The sequence below is a fragment of the Hymenobacter sp. YC55 genome (assembly GCF_029433095.1).
GTDB lineage: Bacteria > Bacteroidota > Bacteroidia > Cytophagales > Hymenobacteraceae > Hymenobacter.
This window is the reverse complement of the sequence record NZ_JARNTX010000002.1, coordinates 1,026,983-1,044,340: the sequence shown is the minus strand read 5'-3', so window position 1 is coordinate 1,044,340 and position 17,358 is coordinate 1,026,983. Positions and strand designations below refer to the sequence as shown.

Genomic DNA, 17,358 nt, shown 5'->3' with positions numbered 1-17,358 from the left:
TTAGAAATACCTCCATGGAAGTTTCCGCTTACTACCAGCAATTCGAGCGCAACATCTTTATCATACTTGATGCCTTGGCTGCTGGCCTCGACTTGCGCACTACTGCTCTGAATACCTCATTGCCACTAGAGGTGTATGTGCTGTGTGAAGTGCTCAACCAAGGCGGCGGCCAGTTTCGCTTAACCACCGAAGGCTTGGAGCGGCTGCGCGAGTTTCAGGCGCAGTATCAGCAGCGTGAAGCGGAAACCGAAGCCATCATGCGTCGGATTCTGGAAGACAAGCGCGCCATGATGCGCACCCCAGAAGGCCGTGTTCTAGTCAAAGAGATGTTGATTCGTCGCCTTGAGTTTTTCAACGAAGCAGCGCGGCAAGTGAACGTGATGCGGATTCAACAGTCGTTGGGAAGCCCACCGCAGTACCGTTCTGGCATTGGTGCTGCTCTGCAAAAAGCCGAGGTGCACAAGTAAGGCGTCCTCATAGCGTAGCGGCTTAGGCAACTTCTACAGTTACCACAAACAAACGCGGCTAGCCATAATGGCTAGCCGCGTTTGTTTTATAAGTATCATCAACGGTGGCTTAGGGCTAGTTCACCATAGTGCCAGCCGCTTCCTCCCTGATTTTGGTGTTACCGTCCTTGGCGTGCTTCAGGTTCAATTCGCCTTCTGGCTCGCGGCGCAAGTGGCTAGGCACGTCAGCGCCAGGAGTGCCTTTGGAATTGGTGATACCGCCATCCACGAAGTAGAGGGCCCCAGTTACGTAACTGGCTTCATCGGAGGCCAAGAATAGATACACGTTGGCTACTTCTTCGGGGGTGCCGCGACGGCCGAGCGGTGGTCCATCCACGTTTTGCTTTTCCATTTTGGCGCTCATCGGGCCCGTTTCCTTATGCGTCCAGGCCGTGTCGACGGGGCCAGGGCAGACGCAGTTAGCGCGGACGCCATACTTGGCTTGCTCCGTGGACACGCCCTTCATAAAGGCGTGGTTGAAAGCCTTGGTGCCGCCGTAGGGCGTGTTTTCGGCAATACCCATCCAGCCCGCTTCCGAACCAGCCGTTACGATGTTGCCGTGCGTTTTCTGCAAGTATGGCAGCGCGGCACGCGTCATCATGAAGGTGGAGTAGATGTTGTTTTTAATCATGTATTCGAAGGCATCTACCGGATACTTATCCAGTTCGGAGATGGCCGGAAACACGCCCGCGTTGTTGATTAGGATATCGAGCTTGCCGAAGTCTTCAATAGCGAGTTGCACGCATTCTTCAGCGTTTTTTTCGTGCGAAATATCCCCGAGGTATCCTACGGCAGCCCCGCCCCGCATTTGGATTTCGTCCACCACTTTGCGTACCGGGTCACTTTCCAAGCCTACCACGACTACGGCAGCTCCTTCATTGGCAAATTTCTTACAAATGGCTTCACCAATGCCCGCGCCTCCGCCCGTGACAATGGCTACCTTTCCTTCAAGTCGTCTCATAGCTAAGTTGTAAATGGAATTGAGCGAGTAAAACAGATCTGCCACTACTGCCTGCTTGGGCGAGTGGTACCTGTCCCTGAAACTAACGACATCAGCAACCCAGAGTTACTACCACGCATTCAGCTACCCCTTTTTTCGCCCCTATTGCGTTGCTGCGCGTAGGTACTTGCATTGTATTCCCCAAATCATACACGCCGCTTTGCCTCCGCCGCTCACGCCCCTTACCACCACCCGCCTCACGCTTCGCCCCTACCAACCCGCCGACGAAGCCGACTTCTTTGCTGTGCTCGACCAGAACCGCCGCCGGCTAGAACCCGCGTTTCCGGCCCGCGTGGCCGCGGTGCAAACGCTGGCCGACGCTACCCGTACCATCTCCCAATTCGCGCAAGACTGGCGTACCGGTCGTCTCTACGTGTTCGGGATTTGGCACCGCGAAACGGCCACCTACCTCGGCGACATTAGCTTGCGGCCTAGTTGGCAAACCCCTCTAACCGCTGAAGTTGGCTATTATCTAGCGGCCCACGCCGAAGGCCATGGCTACGCGCGTGAGGCGCTGGCTGCAACTGTGCAATTTGGCTTTGGTGAGCACCTAAAAGCGCACTATTTAACCCTGCGCTGCCGCCGCAACAACCCGCGTAGCTTGGCCGTGGCTGAAGCGGTAGGGTTTCGCCCTATTACAACCACTCGCCGACGCTTATGGCCCCTACGCGGCAAGGAATCAGAAATTATGCACTACCGACTCGACCCGCCGTCTTAACAGTTTGGGCCGAACTACTTACTTGCTCAGTTTTACTACCGGATGTGGCTGTACCATTGCTTACTCGCTTTGCCGAAGCGTACCGAGCAAAAACTCATAGTTGAAGTTCAAGTAAGCGCCGAAAGAAAACTCTATCTGCTTGTTCTGCAAATCGTAAAAAGGCTCGAAACGCGTACTCAACGTAACGTTGCCCGGCAAATGGTAGTCTTTAAGAAAGCGCAGAATCAGCAATTGCCGCTGACGCTCTGTGTAGTTAGGGTTATTGACGGTACTCGAAATAGATTGGTAGAGCTTGCCGCCTTGTGGCGCCACAAATCCATTGCCCGACCAATAACTAACCATTACCGTGGAAAGGCGCGTGTCTACACTGGCATTAAGATATAAGCCGGTGCCGCGCTTGTAGGGCAATACTTCTTCGAAGGAGTAATCGGTAAAGTGCGTCACGTAGCCATCGAGGTACACTGCGGTAGCAAACTTGGAGTTCAGCTTGCGCCGTACTCGCAGCCCGGTAGCAAAGTTGAACAGCGTTTGCAGCGGAGTATCGATAGTATCAAGTTGGCCGCCGTGGTGAATTGCTAGGAACTGCATCGGTACTATGCCCAAGCGCCAGCCCGCCGAATCCTGATACGCCGTAACCTCCGACGTAAGCCCGCCGGCCACTTCCTCCTGAAAATTGCTATACCGATACTGTTGCCGCTGCCAATCCACCCAGGCGTCGAGTTGCACACGCGAAGTCTGCAGCCGATACTGCATGCCTTCTTCAAGTCTGTTGAGCATCACCCGCTCGAAGTCAAATAGCGGCTCTATGTAGCCGTGGTTCAACTGTCCTTCAATATTGCCGAACAACAAACTGTGTGGGCCGTTCTGATACTTGGCGGTGAACAGTGGCCGCACCTGTCGAAGCCGAGGCGTACCGTAGTCCTTATAAAGAAAAATACCAGCCTCTAACCGCAGATTACCGCTCGGAAAGTAAACCAGACGGGGGGCAAGCTGTGTTCCGTAGAGGGTTTTGCCTTCGTTTATCTTGTTGAAATACTCGTTGTCTTTGGAGAACAAAAACCCTTGCACTGCCACCCGGAGCTGCCCACTATTCTCGGGTTTCACAGGTAATCGGTATAAAAATGCCTGGTTATTCAGTTGCCCCAAAGCAGTATTCATGCCTCCCAACCAGCCTACCAACGTCAGTATCAAGGCGGTAGAAAAACAGGTATTTCCTAAAATTCTTAGCACAGAAAAATTTCCCTAAATTCAACGAAAATTTTTAGCATTGCGGGGACAAAATATAGGTCAGTGACGTTAACACTAGCCTACCCCAAACAGAGTAGCTTGGCACGTTGCAAAGCCACTTCTGGGTTGCGCAGGCAACCTAAAACGCCTACATTCACCAAACCTAAGCATTTCCCCCAAACCCTATTCTAATGGCTGCTACTACTGACAAAGCCGATAAGGTTGCTAATCCTCAAACCGAGAAGTTGAAAGCTCTTCAGCTCACGCTGGACAAGCTTGACAAGAACTACGGTAAAGGAACGGTCATGAAGCTGAGCGACAACAAAGTTGTCGATATTCCGGCTATCAGCACCGGCTCGTTAGGCCTCGACATTGCGCTGGGCATCGGGGGTCTGCCCCGTGGCCGTGTGGTTGAGATCTATGGTCCGGAATCTTCGGGTAAAACCACGCTTACACTACATGCTATTGCCGAAGCTCAGAAGAAAGGTGGCATGGCTGCCTTCATCGACGCCGAGCACGCCTTCGACCGCACCTACGCTGAGAAGCTAGGCATCGACACTGAAAACCTGCTCATCGCACAGCCCGACAACGGCGAACAAGCCCTTGAAATAGCCGACCAGCTGATTTCTTCGGGTGCTATTGACATCATTGTTATCGACTCCGTGGCCGCCCTCGTACCGAAAGGTGAATTGGAAGGCGACATGGGTGACTCGAAAGTGGGCTTGCACGCCCGCCTCATGAGCCAGGCCTTGCGTAAGCTGACCGGTACGATCAACAAGACCAACTGCTTGTGCATCTTCATCAACCAGCTCCGTGAAAAGATCGGTGTGATGTTCGGCTCGCCCGAAACTACCACTGGTGGTAACGCGCTGAAGTTCTATGCTTCGGTTCGCCTCGACATCCGTCGCATCGGCCAGATCAAGGAAGATAAAGACAACGTAACCGGTAACCGCACCAAGGTGAAGGTTGTGAAAAACAAAGTGGCGCCACCGTTCAAAGTGGTGGAGTTCGACATCATCTACGGCGAGGGCATCTCGAAAGTAGGTGAAATCCTTGACCTAGGCGTCGACATGGGCATCATTGCCAAGTCGGGTTCTTGGTTCTCTTACAACGGCGACCGTCTCGGCCAAGGTCGTGAGGGCGTGAAAACCATCTTGCAGGACAACCCTGAGCTTGCTGACAAAATCGAAGCGCAGATCCGCAACTTGGTGAAAGGTGAGCCCGAAGTAGCAATGGCCGCCATCCCGGTAGATACTACCGTTGAGGATGACGACACGCTGTAAGCGCTTCGCGTTGAGATAAGATTAAGAGGTAATAAAGTCCCGCTGGCATTCCGGCGGGACTTTTTGCGTTATCGCCTTGCCACTAAGAGCGGATGTTTCGTAAGTGGAATACCGGATTTAAAGAAAACCAGTTGGTTGTAAATCAACCGTTCTGGCCCGTCGAGACATTGCGTTATATTTGCTGGCACCTCTTTTGTCTGAGGTACCCAGGAGCCTATTTTTCCTGCTTACAACTCTATGAACCGCCGTTGGCTATTATCTTTTTTCATTCTTCTACCGCTGGTGGGCCTGCTGGCCTTCCAGCCTTCTGGTGGTCTTCGGTCCGTACCTAACACTAGCTTCACGAAAGGTGAGGTGTTGCAATACAAGGTGCACTACGGCCTCATCAATGCGGCCGAAGCAACTATCGAAGTGGATAATGACTTGCACCGCGTCAACGACCGAGCTTGCTACCGGGCTACGGTCACGGGCAAAACGACAGGCTCGTTCGACGTCTTTCTGCGCATTCGTGATACGTGGCGCAGCTACATCGACACGACCAGTATTGTACCCCAGCGCTTCTTCCGCAACATCGAGGAAAACAACTACCGTCGGCGCGAAACGGTTGATTTCGACCATTTCAACGACATGGCCCAGATGGAGCGTCACGGCAAAGACAAAAACAAGATCAAGCGCGGCAGCTACAAAGTGCCCGACAACGTGCAGGACATTGTTAGTGGCTTCTACTTTTTGCGCACGCTCAATTATGACCAGCGCCACATTGGTGAAGTGATTCGCGTGCAAGGCTTCTTCGATGAGAATGTCTTCTCGATGGATGTAGTCTACAAAGGCCGCGAAACAGTGGAAACCAAAGCCGGCACTATTCGGGCCATTAAGCTGGTCCCGAGGATGCCGAGCAACAAGCTGTTCAAAGGGGAAAACGCTATTTCGGTTTACCTCTCCGACGACCGAAACAAGATTCCAGTTCTTATCCAAGCTGAAATGTTTGTTGGGGCAGTCAAGGTGGATATGTTCAAGTACCAAGGCTTGAAAACCCGACTCAACCTAGTAGCACGCAATTAGCGACTTGTAAAGCGGCCCCAACAGGAGCCGCTTTTTTTATGGCCTACTCGCGCTAATCGAAACGACGGTTAACGAAAAGGTAACATGTTAGACTCAGGCGTGGCGGTACTTTTGCCAGCGCTTTCTTTTTTACTTCAAACACCTCGTACCGTGCAAGCACCCGCTAATCCCAATGCGTACAAGATTTTGGTAGTCGATGATGATCCTGATATTGTGGAGCTACTCGAGTACAACCTGCGCAAGGAAGGCTACTCGGTAGCATCGGCGTCCGACGGTCGCCGGGCACTGGAAATTGCTCCCCAGTTTGCGCCCGACATCATCTTGCTCGATGTGATGATGCCCAACCTCGATGGCATTGCTACCTGCCGCCATTTGCGCGAACAGCCCAAGTTTAAGGATACCTATATCATCTTCCTCACGGCACGTGCCGAGGAATTTTCGGAAGTAGCCGCCTTCGAGGCTGGTGCCGACGACTTCATTGCCAAGCCAATTAAACCTCGGGCCCTGCTTAGCCGCCTAGCCGCCTTTGTACGCCGCGACCGGGACCCACAATCCGTGCAAGACACCATCGAAATCAACGGCCTCAAAATTGACCGCACAGGCTTCTCGGTGTACCAGGAGGGCCGCAAGATTACGCTGCCCAAAAAGGAATTCGAGCTATTAGCTTTTCTAGCCGCCACCCCCCACAAGGTATTTGGGCGTGAGGAGCTACTACAAAATATCTGGGGCAACGACGTATTCGTGCTGGCTCGTACCGTGGACGTGCATGTGCGCAAAGTGCGCGAGAAAGTAGGCGACCACCACATCCAAACTATCAAGGGCGTCGGCTACAAATTTAACACCGACTAACGCTCTGCAACCCCAATTAAAGAGGCCTCTTTTGGACGGCAGAGCGGTACTTACAAGCAGTATTCTCTAAGTTCGAAAGAGGTCTTTTCTTGACGTCCTATCAGCTTTCCTGATTTCAAATTAGCCTCTGCCACAGCTACTGATAGCTTATAATCATCATTTGATCATTTATCTTTAACCTTGAATTAATTGTTGTGTTTGGCTTGAATCTCTCATCGCGCATTATTGCCATCATTCTGTCGTTGCTTGTCGCGGCTGCGCTTACCACGCTTGCGTGGGTAGGCCCTACTATGGAGTTGCGCGAGGGTGTTTTGGCAGCGGGCATCACAGTGGCTACGTGCTTTTTGCTGCTGTATTTGATGTTCGAGGCGTTAATTTTTCGCGAAATCAACAGCATCTATTCTAGCCTGGAAAATGTGAAGCGCAAAGAGTTTCGCAAGCTGTCCAATAAGTTCTTGTTCCGGCCCGAACCTCTCAAGCGCATGCGCGACGAGATAGTGGAAATGGCCGAACGCAAGCAAAAGGAAATCGACGAATTAAAACGGCTGCAGGCTCTGCGCCGTGAATTCCTGGCCGATGTATCGCACGAGTTGAAAACGCCCATATTCGCTGCGCAAGGCTTCTTGCACACCATCCTCGACGATGAAGAAGTAGATGATTTCACTCGCCAACGATTTCTACAAAAGGCCGCCAATAGCCTCGACGCACTGGACACGCTGGTTCAGGACCTAGTCACTATTTCGCAGCTGGAAAAGGGCGTAGTACGAATGCGACGCCATGGCTTCGACTTAGTGGCTTTAGTACAAGAGATTTTCGAGCAGTTGGAATTGAAAGCTGCTCACCGCAATGTGCGCCTTGAATTGTTTCCTCCTGATCTGACCGAAACTGGCGTACGGGTACTGGCTGACCGCAACCGCATCCGCCAAGTGCTCATCAATTTAATTGATAATGCCATTAAGTACGGGCGCGAAAACGGACACGTAATTGTGTCGTTGCAGGAAAGTAGCAAATCCGTGCGCATATCCGTGCGCGACGATGGCGCTGGTATTCCGAAGCAGCACATGAACCGCATCTTCGAGCGATTCTACCGCATCGACAAAAGCCGCTCACGCGACTCGGGTGGCTCTGGCTTAGGCCTCGCTATCTGCAAGCACATCATTGAAGCGCACAAATCAACTATTCGGGTGCGCAGCGAAATGGGCCAAGGCACTACACTCGAGTTCAAGCTGATGAAGCCAAAGAACGTACTGCCTGAAGCGAAGCAGAAAAGTGATGAGCTGACGTATGATGGGCAGTTGAGCGACAACGAATTGTCGGGCAGCAGGTAACAAGCAGCGGACGGATGGCACCTTAGTGCTTACTATTTTGTCAGCTAGGACCTGTCACTTCAATCCGCTTACCTTTGCGGCTTCCTTATGAAGCTACCTAATTTTCAAGATCTCATTCTGTTCGAAGACGAAGATTACGTCGTCATCAACAAACCTCCTTTTCTTGCCACCCTCGACGAGCGATTTGGCGGCGCGCCCAATATCCTACGCCTCGCCCGCGAGCAGTACGACGACGTGCAGGCCTGCCACCGCCTCGACAAAGAAACCAGCGGTTCCTTGGCACTCGCTAAAAATCCGGCTGCGTACCGCCATTTGGCCATGCAGTTCGAGGATCGCAAAGTGCGCAAAATCTACCATGCCGCAGCTTGGGGAGTACACCAATACGAGGGCTTGCGCGTAGAGCGCAACATCGAAACCACTACCAAAGGCAGAGCTCGGTTGGCGTACAATGGCAAACCTGCCGTGACGCTGGTGCGCACTATGGAGGCGTTTGCCCGCCATACGCTGCTCGAGTGTCAGCCCATTACGGGCCGTATGCACCAGATTCGCTTGCACCTTGCCTATCTGCAAGCTCCTATCATTGGCGATAAGATGTATGGCGGCGAAGATTTCTTTCTCTCTTCTCTGAAGAAGAAGTTCAACATGAAAGAAGGAGAAGAAGAGCAGCCCTTCATCAAGCGTTTTGCGCTACATGCCGCCAGCCTCACGTTTGCCAAGCTCGACGGAGAGAGCGTCACTATTGAAGCGCCTTACCCAAAAGATTTCCGGGTGCTGGTTGATACACTGCGGCAGTATCAGTAAGAGGGTAAGCAGCACGAAAACTTTCCTTCTCAAAACCAGGAGGCAGCTAGTTTCTGCTTAGCGCCTGTCTTAAAGCCTCTTCCTCGGCACAATTATTAATCACTATGTTGTAAATCCGGGGAAAGGCGGTAACTTTGTGTCCGTTTTTCCCGGACCTAGTTCGGTTTCATCTCATTTCCAAACGCTTACCTTCCTCCCAATGGATCATCTGAGCTTCAAGACGGTATCCGTCAACAAAGCCAACGCCGATAAGGCCTGGGTTGTGGTTGATGCCAGTGTTGCGCCCCTGGGCCGTCTGGCCAGCCAGATTGCCAACATGCTGCGTGGCAAGCACAAGCCATCGTTCACGCCCAACTCCGATTGCGGCGACAACGTTATTGTTATCAACGCCGACAACCTGCGTGTAACTGGCAAGAAACTGACCGACAAAATCTATGTAACCCACTCGGGTTATCCAGGTGGTCAGAAGCGCGTTAATCTGCGCGACAAAAAGGCTAAAAACTCGGCTAGCGTAATCGAGCACGCCGTGAAAGGCATGCTGCAAGGCAACCGCCTCGGCCGCGAGCAGTTCCGCAACCTGTACGTGTACGCTGGCAGCGAGCACCCACACCAAGCACAGCAGCCACAAGCTGTTGAACTGAAAAACCTCTAAGCCGATTTCGGCCTCTTTTTTCTTTAATTTTTCACTTAATGGAAATCTCCAACACCTCTGGTAGAAGAAAAACCTCGGTGGCGCGCATTTACATGCAAGCCGGGCAAGGGAATATCACTATCAATGGCCGGGACATGAAGACTTACTTCGGTAACGAACTCCTGGAAAACATTGTCAATCAGCCCCTCGCTATCGTAGAGCAGGTTGGTCAGTACGACATCAAGGTAAACGTAAATGGTGGCGGTATCTCGGCGCAGGCTGAAGCTATCCGTTTGGCCATCTCGAAAGCCCTCGTAGGGAACAGCGAAGAAGTTCGTCCGGCCCTGAAGAAGGAAGGCTTCATGACCCGCGACCCGCGCATGGTGGAACGCAAGAAATTCGGTAAGCGCAAAGCTCGTCGTTCGTTCCAGTTCTCGAAACGCTAATCCCAGAGGAAATTCATCATGGCTCAGTCCACCACTTATAAAGAACTGCTTGACGCTGGTGCCCACTTTGGTCACCTCACGCGCAAGTGGGACCCGAAAATGGCTCCGTTCATCTTCATGGAGAAGAACGGCATCCACATCATCGACCTCAACAAAACCCTTGTTTCGCTGGACCAGGCCGCTAACGCCATCCGCAACATTGCAAAGAGCGGCCGCAAGGTGATGTTCGTTGCAACCAAGAAGCAAGCGCAAGAAATAGTAACTTCGGAGGCTACCCGCCTCAAGATGCCTTTCGTAACCGACCGGTGGTTGGGTGGTATGCTCACCAACTTCGCCACGGTACGCAAGTCGCTGAAGAAAATGAGCACCATCGACAAGATGGTGAAGGAAAACACTGCTTACGCTGCTCTCGCTAAGCGCGAGCGTCTGATGATGACGCGTGAGCGTGAGAAATTGGAGCGTGTACTCGGTGGTATCGCCGACCTGAGCCGCCTCCCCGCTGCCCTGTTTGTGGTAGACGTGAAGCGCGAGCACATCGCCGTGAAAGAAGCCAAGAAGTTGGGCGTTCCAGTATTCGCTATCTGCGATACCAACTCCAACCCTGAATTGGTAGACTTCCCAATTCCAGCCAACGACGACGCTTCGAAATCTATCCAGCTGATCGTAAACGTGATTGGCAAGGCTATCGAAGAAGGTCTGTCGGAGCGGAAAGTCGACAAAGAAGATGCCGACAAGAAGCAGGCTGAAGACGAAGGCATCCAGGAAAAACTGACGGCCGACGAATAAGCTTTCAAGAAGCTAGAAGTGAGAAGTCAGAAGCTAGAATCCGATGGTGCTTACCAGTTTCCGGGTTTTGCTTCTGACTTCTTCTTTTGCCGTTTCCACTCACAAATATCAACACTAGCTAGTAGCTACTAGCATCTAACTTTTCCCAAGAATGGCAGCAATTACCGCCCAAGACGTGAACAAGCTGCGCGCCATGACCGGCGCCGGCATGATGGATTGCAAAAAAGCTCTGGTAGAAGCCGAAGGCGACTTCGAAGCCGCCCGCGACATTTTGCGCAAGCAGGGCCAAAAAATTGCTGACAAGCGCTCCGACAATGCTACCTCCGAAGGTCTAGTACTGGCAAGCGTAAGCGAAGACGGCACCAACGGCAAACTGGTAGCTTTGGCTTGCGAAACCGAGCCGGTTTCGAAAGTTGCTGACTTCCGCAACCTCGTTCAGCAAATCCTGGATTCGGCTGTGAAGACCAATGCTGCTACCAAGGAAGACCTGCTGGCAGCTTCGCAAGAAGACGGCCGCAGCCTGCAAGACCACATCACCGACTTGATGGGCAAAATCGGCGAGAAGCTGGACGTAGTAGCCTACGCCAACATGACTGCTGAGAAAGTAGCTTCTTACATCCACTCCGACGGCAAAAAAGGCGTATTGGTAGGCCTGAAGAACGTGAACGGTGCCGACGTAGAAACTGTAGGCCGCGATGTGGCTATGCAAATTGTAGCTATGAAGCCCGTAGCCGTTGACAAGGACGGTGTGGATTCTGCTACCGTTGAGCGTGAAATCGAAATCGGCAAAGAGCAGGCACGTGCTGAAGGCAAGCCTGAAGCCATGCTCGAGAAGATTGCCCAAGGCAAACTCAACAAGTTCTACAAAGAGAATACTTTGCTGAACCAAGAGTTTGTGAAAGACAACTCCGTAACCATCGCGCAGCTGCTCGACAAAACGTCGAAAGGCATGACCGTAACCGACTTCAAGCGCGTAGCCATCGGCGCTTAGCTTTTAGCCTGATATAATTGAAAAGCCCCGCTAGCATTATGCTGGTGGGGCTTTTTTATGCATCATTGCGGTATGGATGCAAACAGAAAAAATGCATATCGGTATTTACTATATCAATTCTTAATCGAAGTCAGAACAGTACCTATTCCGCCAAGTCCTCAGCAATTTGATACTGCAACTTTCGAGTGGTTAGCTAAAACGAATTATTACACAGGAGCGGTGGCCTATCAATTACACAACTTTGCTCTGGCTGCGGCCAACGACTTCACTGACTTCAACGAAGAACATTTCTGGGCCGGCTTGGAGCACTTTTCAAAGCAAAACCCTGAGATACCACTAGCAAGGCGTTACAGAACAGTATTCGAGCGCCGTTTAGCTGAATTGTTAGAATAGTAGACTATTGCCCATTACTCCGCCGCTCATATGCCCGCACCCGCGCTGCGGCATTCTGTCGAATGTTCATGTAGAACAGGGCATAATCGACGAGGTGAAAGGAGTGGCTTAGCTCGGGGCGGCCGGGCAGCAGGAAGCGGGGGTAGCCGTAGGATTGCGGCCGGTGAATCCAGAGCAGGCCATTATGGGCTTTGGCATCCACTACGGCGGTATCTACTTTATTGAAGCTGTAGGAAATGCCACCGAGGTTGAGACTCGATAGGGCCGCGGTGGTGTCGCAAGTCCAAGTAAGGGGATTGGTGACGGTACTGTGCTGATAGGGCGCATATTCCTGGCCCCAGTCCACGGTGTTCCAGGCCACGTAGCAACCGGTTTGGGTGGAATCAGCACACGGACGAACTGCCTGTAGTGTACTATCGGGCACGTTAAAGCCAATCAAGTAGGCAGCCACGAGTTGGCGACGCAGGGCGGGGTCGTGCTCGAAAAAGTCACGCAGTAGCTGAGTGAGGTGGCGGGTGCCTTGGCTGTGCCCGGCAAGGATGATGGGACGGCCTTGGTTGTAGTGCGCGAGGTAGTACCGGAAAGCTGACTTCACGTCCTCGTACGCTAAGTTGATGGCTTGGGTACCGTTATCGGTTTGCTCATCAAAAAATGAGAACAGAGTTGCCTGCCGGTAGCGCGGCGCATAGATGCGGGCGGTACCGTTGAAGACTGATGCCTGCCGACGCATCGTGCTGATGTCGGTAATATGGTTGATTTGCTTGTTGTCAAGATCAGCGTTCCAACCCGCTCGGCCTAGATAAGTGGTAGGATGCACGAAAAACACGTCGGCAGCGGCCGTAGCTTGCTGGTCGTGCAAGCCGGAACGCGTGGGCACGACGTCGGCGGCATCGACGCGAGACGGCAAAGCGGCCCAATTAGTAGGCTGCGCGTAGTCGGGAGCGGCGGGCACGGAATAACTAGGAAACTCGCGGCTAGGCTTGATAACGTTCAGGCAAGAGCACAGTAGCAGCACGGGCAGCACGAGCGCTAGCCAGCGTGGAAAGCCATAAATAGCAGAAATCATAGAAAGCTGATAGTCCTACTAAGAGCGCTACTGGAACACAGGAGCGCATTTTCAATAGTGTCCAGCAAAAGTACGGCAGGCGCTGCACGTAACCACCTGATACTGGACTAGAAATAATGAACCAACGAGATTTTTAAGTGGAATTCTCTTACTTGCATAACCCCGCTAGCGCTACTTTTTCGGGGTATCCGACCTTGCAAGCTTTATGATTATACATAATCGGGAGGCTAAGACGTTTACTACGCTTCATGTTCAGGCAGGAGGTAATCACCTTTTCGCTAAACACAGGCAGTTAATTTAACTTGTACTTTTCGGCTAGCCTTAGACGAGGTTGAGACCTAAACATAATATTTTAATGTGCACGCCACAAAGTATATACACAGCAATACCCTCTCGACCTGAATTGAGTGGCACGATATTGCCTTGCTGCTTTCTGCTTTGCTAGTCCTTGCCTCACCACCAACACCAACCAATACTCTTGCCGGAAACCATTGCCAGCTAAAGCCCCGAATGAACGTATTAGCTACTCAGTGCCTTTCCTGTACCCTACTCTGCATTCATTCTTTCATGGCCTCGACTAGTAAACGCCACCTATCTTTTTGGGCCTGCGGCTTGGCCTTGTTGCTAAGCGCCTGCGATGTACCGGGCGAGAAACGAGCCGCAAGCAAGGCCGCCGCTACCACCGCTGCAACTCCTAAAACCGAAGAAACAACCAACAAGACCACCGGTCTGCGCCAGCTCAATGTATTTGTCGATATATCGGGCGGCATGCAGGGGTTTGTGCGGGCCAACCGGCCAGGCGACCCGGGCAGTGAATTTCAACGCACCGTTACGGCCTTACTCTCCGACGTGCAGGGCCGGACGACGCAAGGCACGACAGCCGGCTACTATTTTGTGAAAGAGAATCCGGTAGTTCAACCCACTTCCTACGCCGAGTTAAGCCAGACTATAAGCCGCGGCATCGAGAATCCGGCGGCGGGCACTGAAATGCCCGATATGCTACGCGAAGTGCTAAAGCTACAAACGCAGAAGCCCGGCACGGTCAGCATTATCGTTTCCGATTTCATCTACGGCCCCAAGGACCCCACCCAAACGTGGCGCGTGCGCACCGACGTAAAAGATGCGCTCAGCACCGCGAATCCAGCAGAGCTAGCGGTGTCGGTATTTGCGAATACGTCGGAGTTTCGGGGCAACTTCTATCCTGGCAACCGCACCAAGCGGCAGACCCTAACTGGGACCAAACTACCCTACTACGTGTGGGTGCTCGGGCCAGCACCGTTGGTGGCGCAGGTAAATCAGCAATTGATGGGACGGCTGGATCAGCAGCCGCAGGTGCATTTCAATGCCAAATACGAGGCACCTACTTACGGTGTCGTGACGGGCTACCAAGGCAAGGGCGAATGGTATGCGGAACCCGGACCCCAAGGGGGCAAGGCCACGGGCGTGTCGTTCACTTCATTGTCGGCGAAAGAGCCCGCGCAGTTTGTGGTTGGCTTTGATTTGAAACACCTCCCGCTGGCCGCGCAAAAAAGCTTTTCTGTATCGCAGTTGCGCCTGGAGCCAGGCAACACCGATGCCAAGTTGGTGAAAACGTGGGCGGCGGCTGGTGGCCCACCCGTACCGGCTGCGGGCCGAGCATATACGCATTTCACTCAAATCAGCGTTTCGAAGCTTCCTTCAACGGCCTCGCGGCAGAAGCCACAAACGCTCCGGCTGGCGCTGGCGCCTACCGCTCCTACTTGGGCTAGTACCTACTCCACTTCCAATGACAGTAACATTGCCGGCCAAGGCCCCAAGACCTTTCTGCTAACGGAAGTGCTTGCGGGCGTAGCCGAAAGCTTCGGCGGTCAATCCGCCACTGGCCCTGTGCTCTTCGATGTGCCAGTGGCCCTGCGTCGCGACTAACACTAACACAATTATCTACCAACTCTCTACTGCCTCTCCCTTTCTCTTCCAACTCTATGCTCCAATCGTTTTTCACTGCGCTTTATCAGGCCTTGTTGGGCAACCCGGACCCGTCCAGTCTTATTCCGGTGTACCGGCAAAGTATTTTCCCGGGAGTGGGTTTGACCACCTTCTTTGTGGCCTTGGGTATGGCGCTGCTTTTCTATGTGGTGTTAAACCGCGTGGTTACTACGTCCTTTTTCAAGACGCAGCATTGGGCCATTATGCTTTTGTTGACGGCCGTATTAGGCGCTATCGTTGCCTGGCAGCAGGCCGCTGCCGCAGTGGAAGCACAACTGGCAGAAACCGGCGAGGAGCTGGCCGTAGCGCAAGTTTCCACGCTGAAACGCTACCTGTGGGGGTTCACGGCCACAAATACGTTGGTAGCAGTTCTATTTTTCATTCTCTGTTCTTTCGCGGTGAAAAGCCTTTCCGTTAGTGCCCGTACCACACCGGTGCGCTGGCCTAACTAGACCTTCATCCAACCAGAACGTCATGCTGAGCTTGCCGAAGCATCTCGCTAGTGTGGTAAACCTTAACGCTGGCCCAGCGATTCGAGCGAGATGCTTCGGCAAGCTCAGCATGACGAGTATACCTTAGCAACATCAGCATCCGAAATGCTTCGACAAGCTTTCAAGCTTAGCATAACGTTCTGATGTAATCCTTAAATCTGGCAGAAACGATGCTCAGCACTGTTTTAGCCACTTCCTTTTACATATGGCAACGCTTTATATTTTCGGCATCGGGGGCACTGGCTCCCGGGTCATTCGTTCGCTCACGATGCTGCTGGCCGCGGGAGTGGAACTCCAGAACTGCAACCGAGTTGTTCCCATCATTATCGACCCGGATGCGCTGAATGGTGATAAGCAGCGCACCATTGAACTGCTGAAAACTTACCAGCGGCTGCGCCAGCAATTGCGGCCCGCGCCGGAAGCTGGACAGTTTTTCCACACCGAAATTGCAACGCTGGCCTCTATGGCTGCTACTTCGGGCCAGGAGCGCGACCCGCGGGTGAAAGAAACCTTCGAGTACAACTTCAGCGGCATGGACGAGCCGTTGCGCGACTATCTGCACTACAACTCGCTGCCCGTTGAAACCAAGCACTTGGTTGATTTGCTGTTCGACCCCAAGAGCCTGAACGAGCCGCTGACAGTCGGCTTCAAAGGCAGCCCCAATGTGGGCAGCGTGGTGTTGAATCAGCTGATGAACTCGCCGGAAATCGAGTTTTTCGCCAACGGGTTCGGGCCCGATGACCGAGTGTTTTTTATCTCGTCGATCTTCGGGGGCACGGGGGCGGCTGGCTTTCCGCTGCTGCTCAAGAACCTGCGCAACCCCAAGGGCAACTTGGCCAAGAAGCACCTACTGAACACGGCCCCGATGGGCGCGCTGACGGTGCTGCCCTACTTCGACCTGAAAAGCGACGAAACCAGCTCCATTGACTCCAACACCTTCATCACGAAGACCAAAGCGGCACTGGCCTACTATCAGCGCAATTTGCCCGACCTGAACTCGCTCTACTACGTGGGCGACCAGGCACAGAAGCAACAGGAAAACCGCGAAGGCGGCAACCAGCAGCGCAACGATGCCCACTTCGTGGAGCTAGTCGGCGCGCTATCGGTGCTGGACTTCATGCGCCAACCCGCCGCTGTGCTCCAAAACGACCATCATTTCTACGAGTACGGCTTGGAGCGCGACGACAAGGAAGTGCGCTTTGAGAGCTTCGACCCCAACCAGACTCGGCCGCTACTCGGCCCGGCTCTCACCCGGTTCCAGTTCTTCACGACGTGGCTGGAGCACCACTTCCCCGCCACCGACGACGCGGTGTACGCCAAGAACATCAACCTGAAGAATGCCTGGCAAACCACGCCCTTCTTCCGCGACCTGCGCCGCTTCCTTTTCGACTACAACTCACCCGAAGGCCAGCCGATCAGCTTCAAATCCTGGCTGCGCGAACTACGCGACAACGCCCGCCACTTCGTGCCTTTCCGCCTCGACGAGGCTGATTTCGACAAGATTGTGCAGGGCCAGGAAGTGAAGAAAGGCTTTTTCAACTCCGACACCATCAGCCGCAGCTACGTGCGCGAACGGCTCGACAAGCAACTGCGCAAGGTAACCGAAGCGGAAGCGCCCGGCGAGTTTGTGCGGGCCTTCAGCGAGGTAATGGAGGATGTGGTAGACGCCAAAGTACCAGGGTTTTAATCAGTAGCTAGCTCCTAAATACTTCAGAACGTCATGCTGAGCGCAGCCGGAGGCGAAGTCGAAGCATCTCGCTCGACTCGTTGTAACGGCAAAACGAAGTTAGCACACTAGCGAGATGCTTCGACTCC

The 17,358-nt window shown here is 53.2% G+C and carries 18 protein-coding genes; 15 read left to right on the top strand and 3 right to left on the bottom strand.

Annotated features, from left to right (window positions below):
* Nucleotides 1-14 precede the first annotated feature (14 nt).
* Nucleotides 15-467 (top strand): hypothetical protein, encoded by a 453-nt coding sequence (locus P1X16_RS17655; protein ID WP_277231610.1) that lies wholly within the window; start codon nucleotides 15-17, stop codon nucleotides 465-467.
* Between the two features lie 115 nt (nucleotides 468-582).
* On the opposite strand, the gene P1X16_RS17650 is transcribed toward P1X16_RS17655, so the two are convergent.
* Nucleotides 583-1,467 carry an SDR family oxidoreductase gene (locus tag P1X16_RS17650; protein WP_277231608.1) on the bottom strand — a complete coding sequence of 295 codons (885 nt, stop codon included), beginning with the start codon at nucleotides 1,465-1,467 and terminating at the stop codon, nucleotides 583-585.
* Nucleotides 1,468-1,666: 199 nt separating this feature from the next.
* Here P1X16_RS17650 and P1X16_RS17645 point away from each other — a divergent pair, with 199 nt between their 5' ends.
* On the top strand, nucleotides 1,667-2,224 hold the full coding sequence (locus P1X16_RS17645; RefSeq protein ID WP_277231606.1) for a GNAT family N-acetyltransferase: 558 nt from the start codon (nucleotides 1,667-1,669) through the stop codon (nucleotides 2,222-2,224).
* A gap of 60 nt (nucleotides 2,225-2,284) precedes the next feature.
* On the opposite strand, the gene P1X16_RS17640 is transcribed toward P1X16_RS17645, so the two are convergent.
* Complete coding sequence (locus P1X16_RS17640; protein WP_277231604.1) at nucleotides 2,285-3,328, bottom strand: hypothetical protein; 1,044 nt, start codon at nucleotides 3,326-3,328, stop codon at nucleotides 2,285-2,287.
* A gap of 314 nt (nucleotides 3,329-3,642) precedes the next feature.
* On the opposite strand from P1X16_RS17640, the gene recA reads away from it, so the two are divergent.
* The 10 genes from recA (at nucleotide 3,643) to P1X16_RS17590 (ending at nucleotide 12,021) form a co-directional block, all read left to right on the top strand.
* Complete coding sequence (gene recA, locus P1X16_RS17635) at nucleotides 3,643-4,734, top strand: recombinase RecA (protein WP_277231601.1); 1,092 nt, start codon at nucleotides 3,643-3,645, stop codon at nucleotides 4,732-4,734.
* A gap of 237 nt (nucleotides 4,735-4,971) precedes the next feature.
* Nucleotides 4,972-5,796 carry a DUF3108 domain-containing protein gene (locus P1X16_RS17630; RefSeq protein ID WP_277231598.1) on the top strand — a complete coding sequence of 275 codons (825 nt, stop codon included), beginning with the start codon at nucleotides 4,972-4,974 and terminating at the stop codon, nucleotides 5,794-5,796.
* A gap of 150 nt (nucleotides 5,797-5,946) precedes the next feature.
* Entirely contained in the window at nucleotides 5,947-6,645 is a 699-nt protein-coding gene (locus P1X16_RS17625) for a response regulator transcription factor (RefSeq protein ID WP_277231596.1), read from the top strand.
* Nucleotides 6,646-6,839: 194 nt separating this feature from the next.
* A complete protein-coding gene (locus tag P1X16_RS17620) occupies nucleotides 6,840-7,973 on the top strand; it encodes an ATP-binding protein (protein WP_346771253.1) in 1,134 nt (377 codons plus the stop codon).
* 87 nt (nucleotides 7,974-8,060) lie between these two features.
* The gene (locus tag P1X16_RS17615; RefSeq protein WP_277231591.1) at nucleotides 8,061-8,774 is read left to right on the top strand and encodes an RluA family pseudouridine synthase; all 714 of its coding nucleotides are present in this window, start codon (nucleotides 8,061-8,063) and stop codon (nucleotides 8,772-8,774) included.
* Nucleotides 8,775-8,973: 199 nt separating this feature from the next.
* Nucleotides 8,974-9,426, top strand: a complete 453-nt coding sequence (gene rplM, locus P1X16_RS17610) for a 50S ribosomal protein L13 (protein ID WP_277231587.1) — start codon at nucleotides 8,974-8,976, stop codon at nucleotides 9,424-9,426.
* A gap of 38 nt (nucleotides 9,427-9,464) precedes the next feature.
* Nucleotides 9,465-9,851: a 30S ribosomal protein S9 gene (gene rpsI / locus P1X16_RS17605; RefSeq protein ID WP_277231584.1), complete on the top strand. Its 387-nt coding sequence runs from the start codon at nucleotides 9,465-9,467 to the stop codon at nucleotides 9,849-9,851.
* Between the two features lie 18 nt (nucleotides 9,852-9,869).
* Nucleotides 9,870-10,637 carry a 30S ribosomal protein S2 gene (gene rpsB, locus P1X16_RS17600; protein ID WP_277231582.1) on the top strand — a complete coding sequence of 256 codons (768 nt, stop codon included), beginning with the start codon at nucleotides 9,870-9,872 and terminating at the stop codon, nucleotides 10,635-10,637.
* A gap of 151 nt (nucleotides 10,638-10,788) precedes the next feature.
* Nucleotides 10,789-11,628, top strand: a complete 840-nt coding sequence (gene tsf, locus P1X16_RS17595; protein ID WP_277231580.1) for a translation elongation factor Ts — start codon at nucleotides 10,789-10,791, stop codon at nucleotides 11,626-11,628.
* Nucleotides 11,629-11,700: 72 nt separating this feature from the next.
* Nucleotides 11,701-12,021 carry a hypothetical protein gene (locus tag P1X16_RS17590; protein ID WP_277231576.1) on the top strand — a complete coding sequence of 107 codons (321 nt, stop codon included), beginning with the start codon at nucleotides 11,701-11,703 and terminating at the stop codon, nucleotides 12,019-12,021.
* A gap of 4 nt (nucleotides 12,022-12,025) precedes the next feature.
* Here the strand turns inward: P1X16_RS17590 and P1X16_RS17585 are convergent, their stop codons facing one another.
* Complete coding sequence (locus P1X16_RS17585) at nucleotides 12,026-13,087, bottom strand: DUF3089 domain-containing protein (RefSeq protein ID WP_277231575.1); 1,062 nt, start codon at nucleotides 13,085-13,087, stop codon at nucleotides 12,026-12,028.
* 567 nt (nucleotides 13,088-13,654) lie between these two features.
* Between P1X16_RS17585 and P1X16_RS17580 the strand changes: the two genes are divergently transcribed.
* The 3 genes from P1X16_RS17580 (at nucleotide 13,655) to P1X16_RS17570 (ending at nucleotide 17,230) form a co-directional block, all read left to right on the top strand.
* Entirely contained in the window at nucleotides 13,655-14,992 is a 1,338-nt protein-coding gene (locus P1X16_RS17580; RefSeq protein ID WP_277231573.1) for a hypothetical protein, read from the top strand.
* A gap of 56 nt (nucleotides 14,993-15,048) precedes the next feature.
* Nucleotides 15,049-15,504, top strand: coding sequence for a hypothetical protein (locus P1X16_RS17575; protein ID WP_277231571.1), 456 nt, complete (start codon nucleotides 15,049-15,051; stop codon nucleotides 15,502-15,504).
* Between the two features lie 244 nt (nucleotides 15,505-15,748).
* Nucleotides 15,749-17,230, top strand: coding sequence for a hypothetical protein (locus P1X16_RS17570; RefSeq protein WP_277231568.1), 1,482 nt, complete (start codon nucleotides 15,749-15,751; stop codon nucleotides 17,228-17,230).
* Nucleotides 17,231-17,358 lie beyond the last annotated feature (128 nt).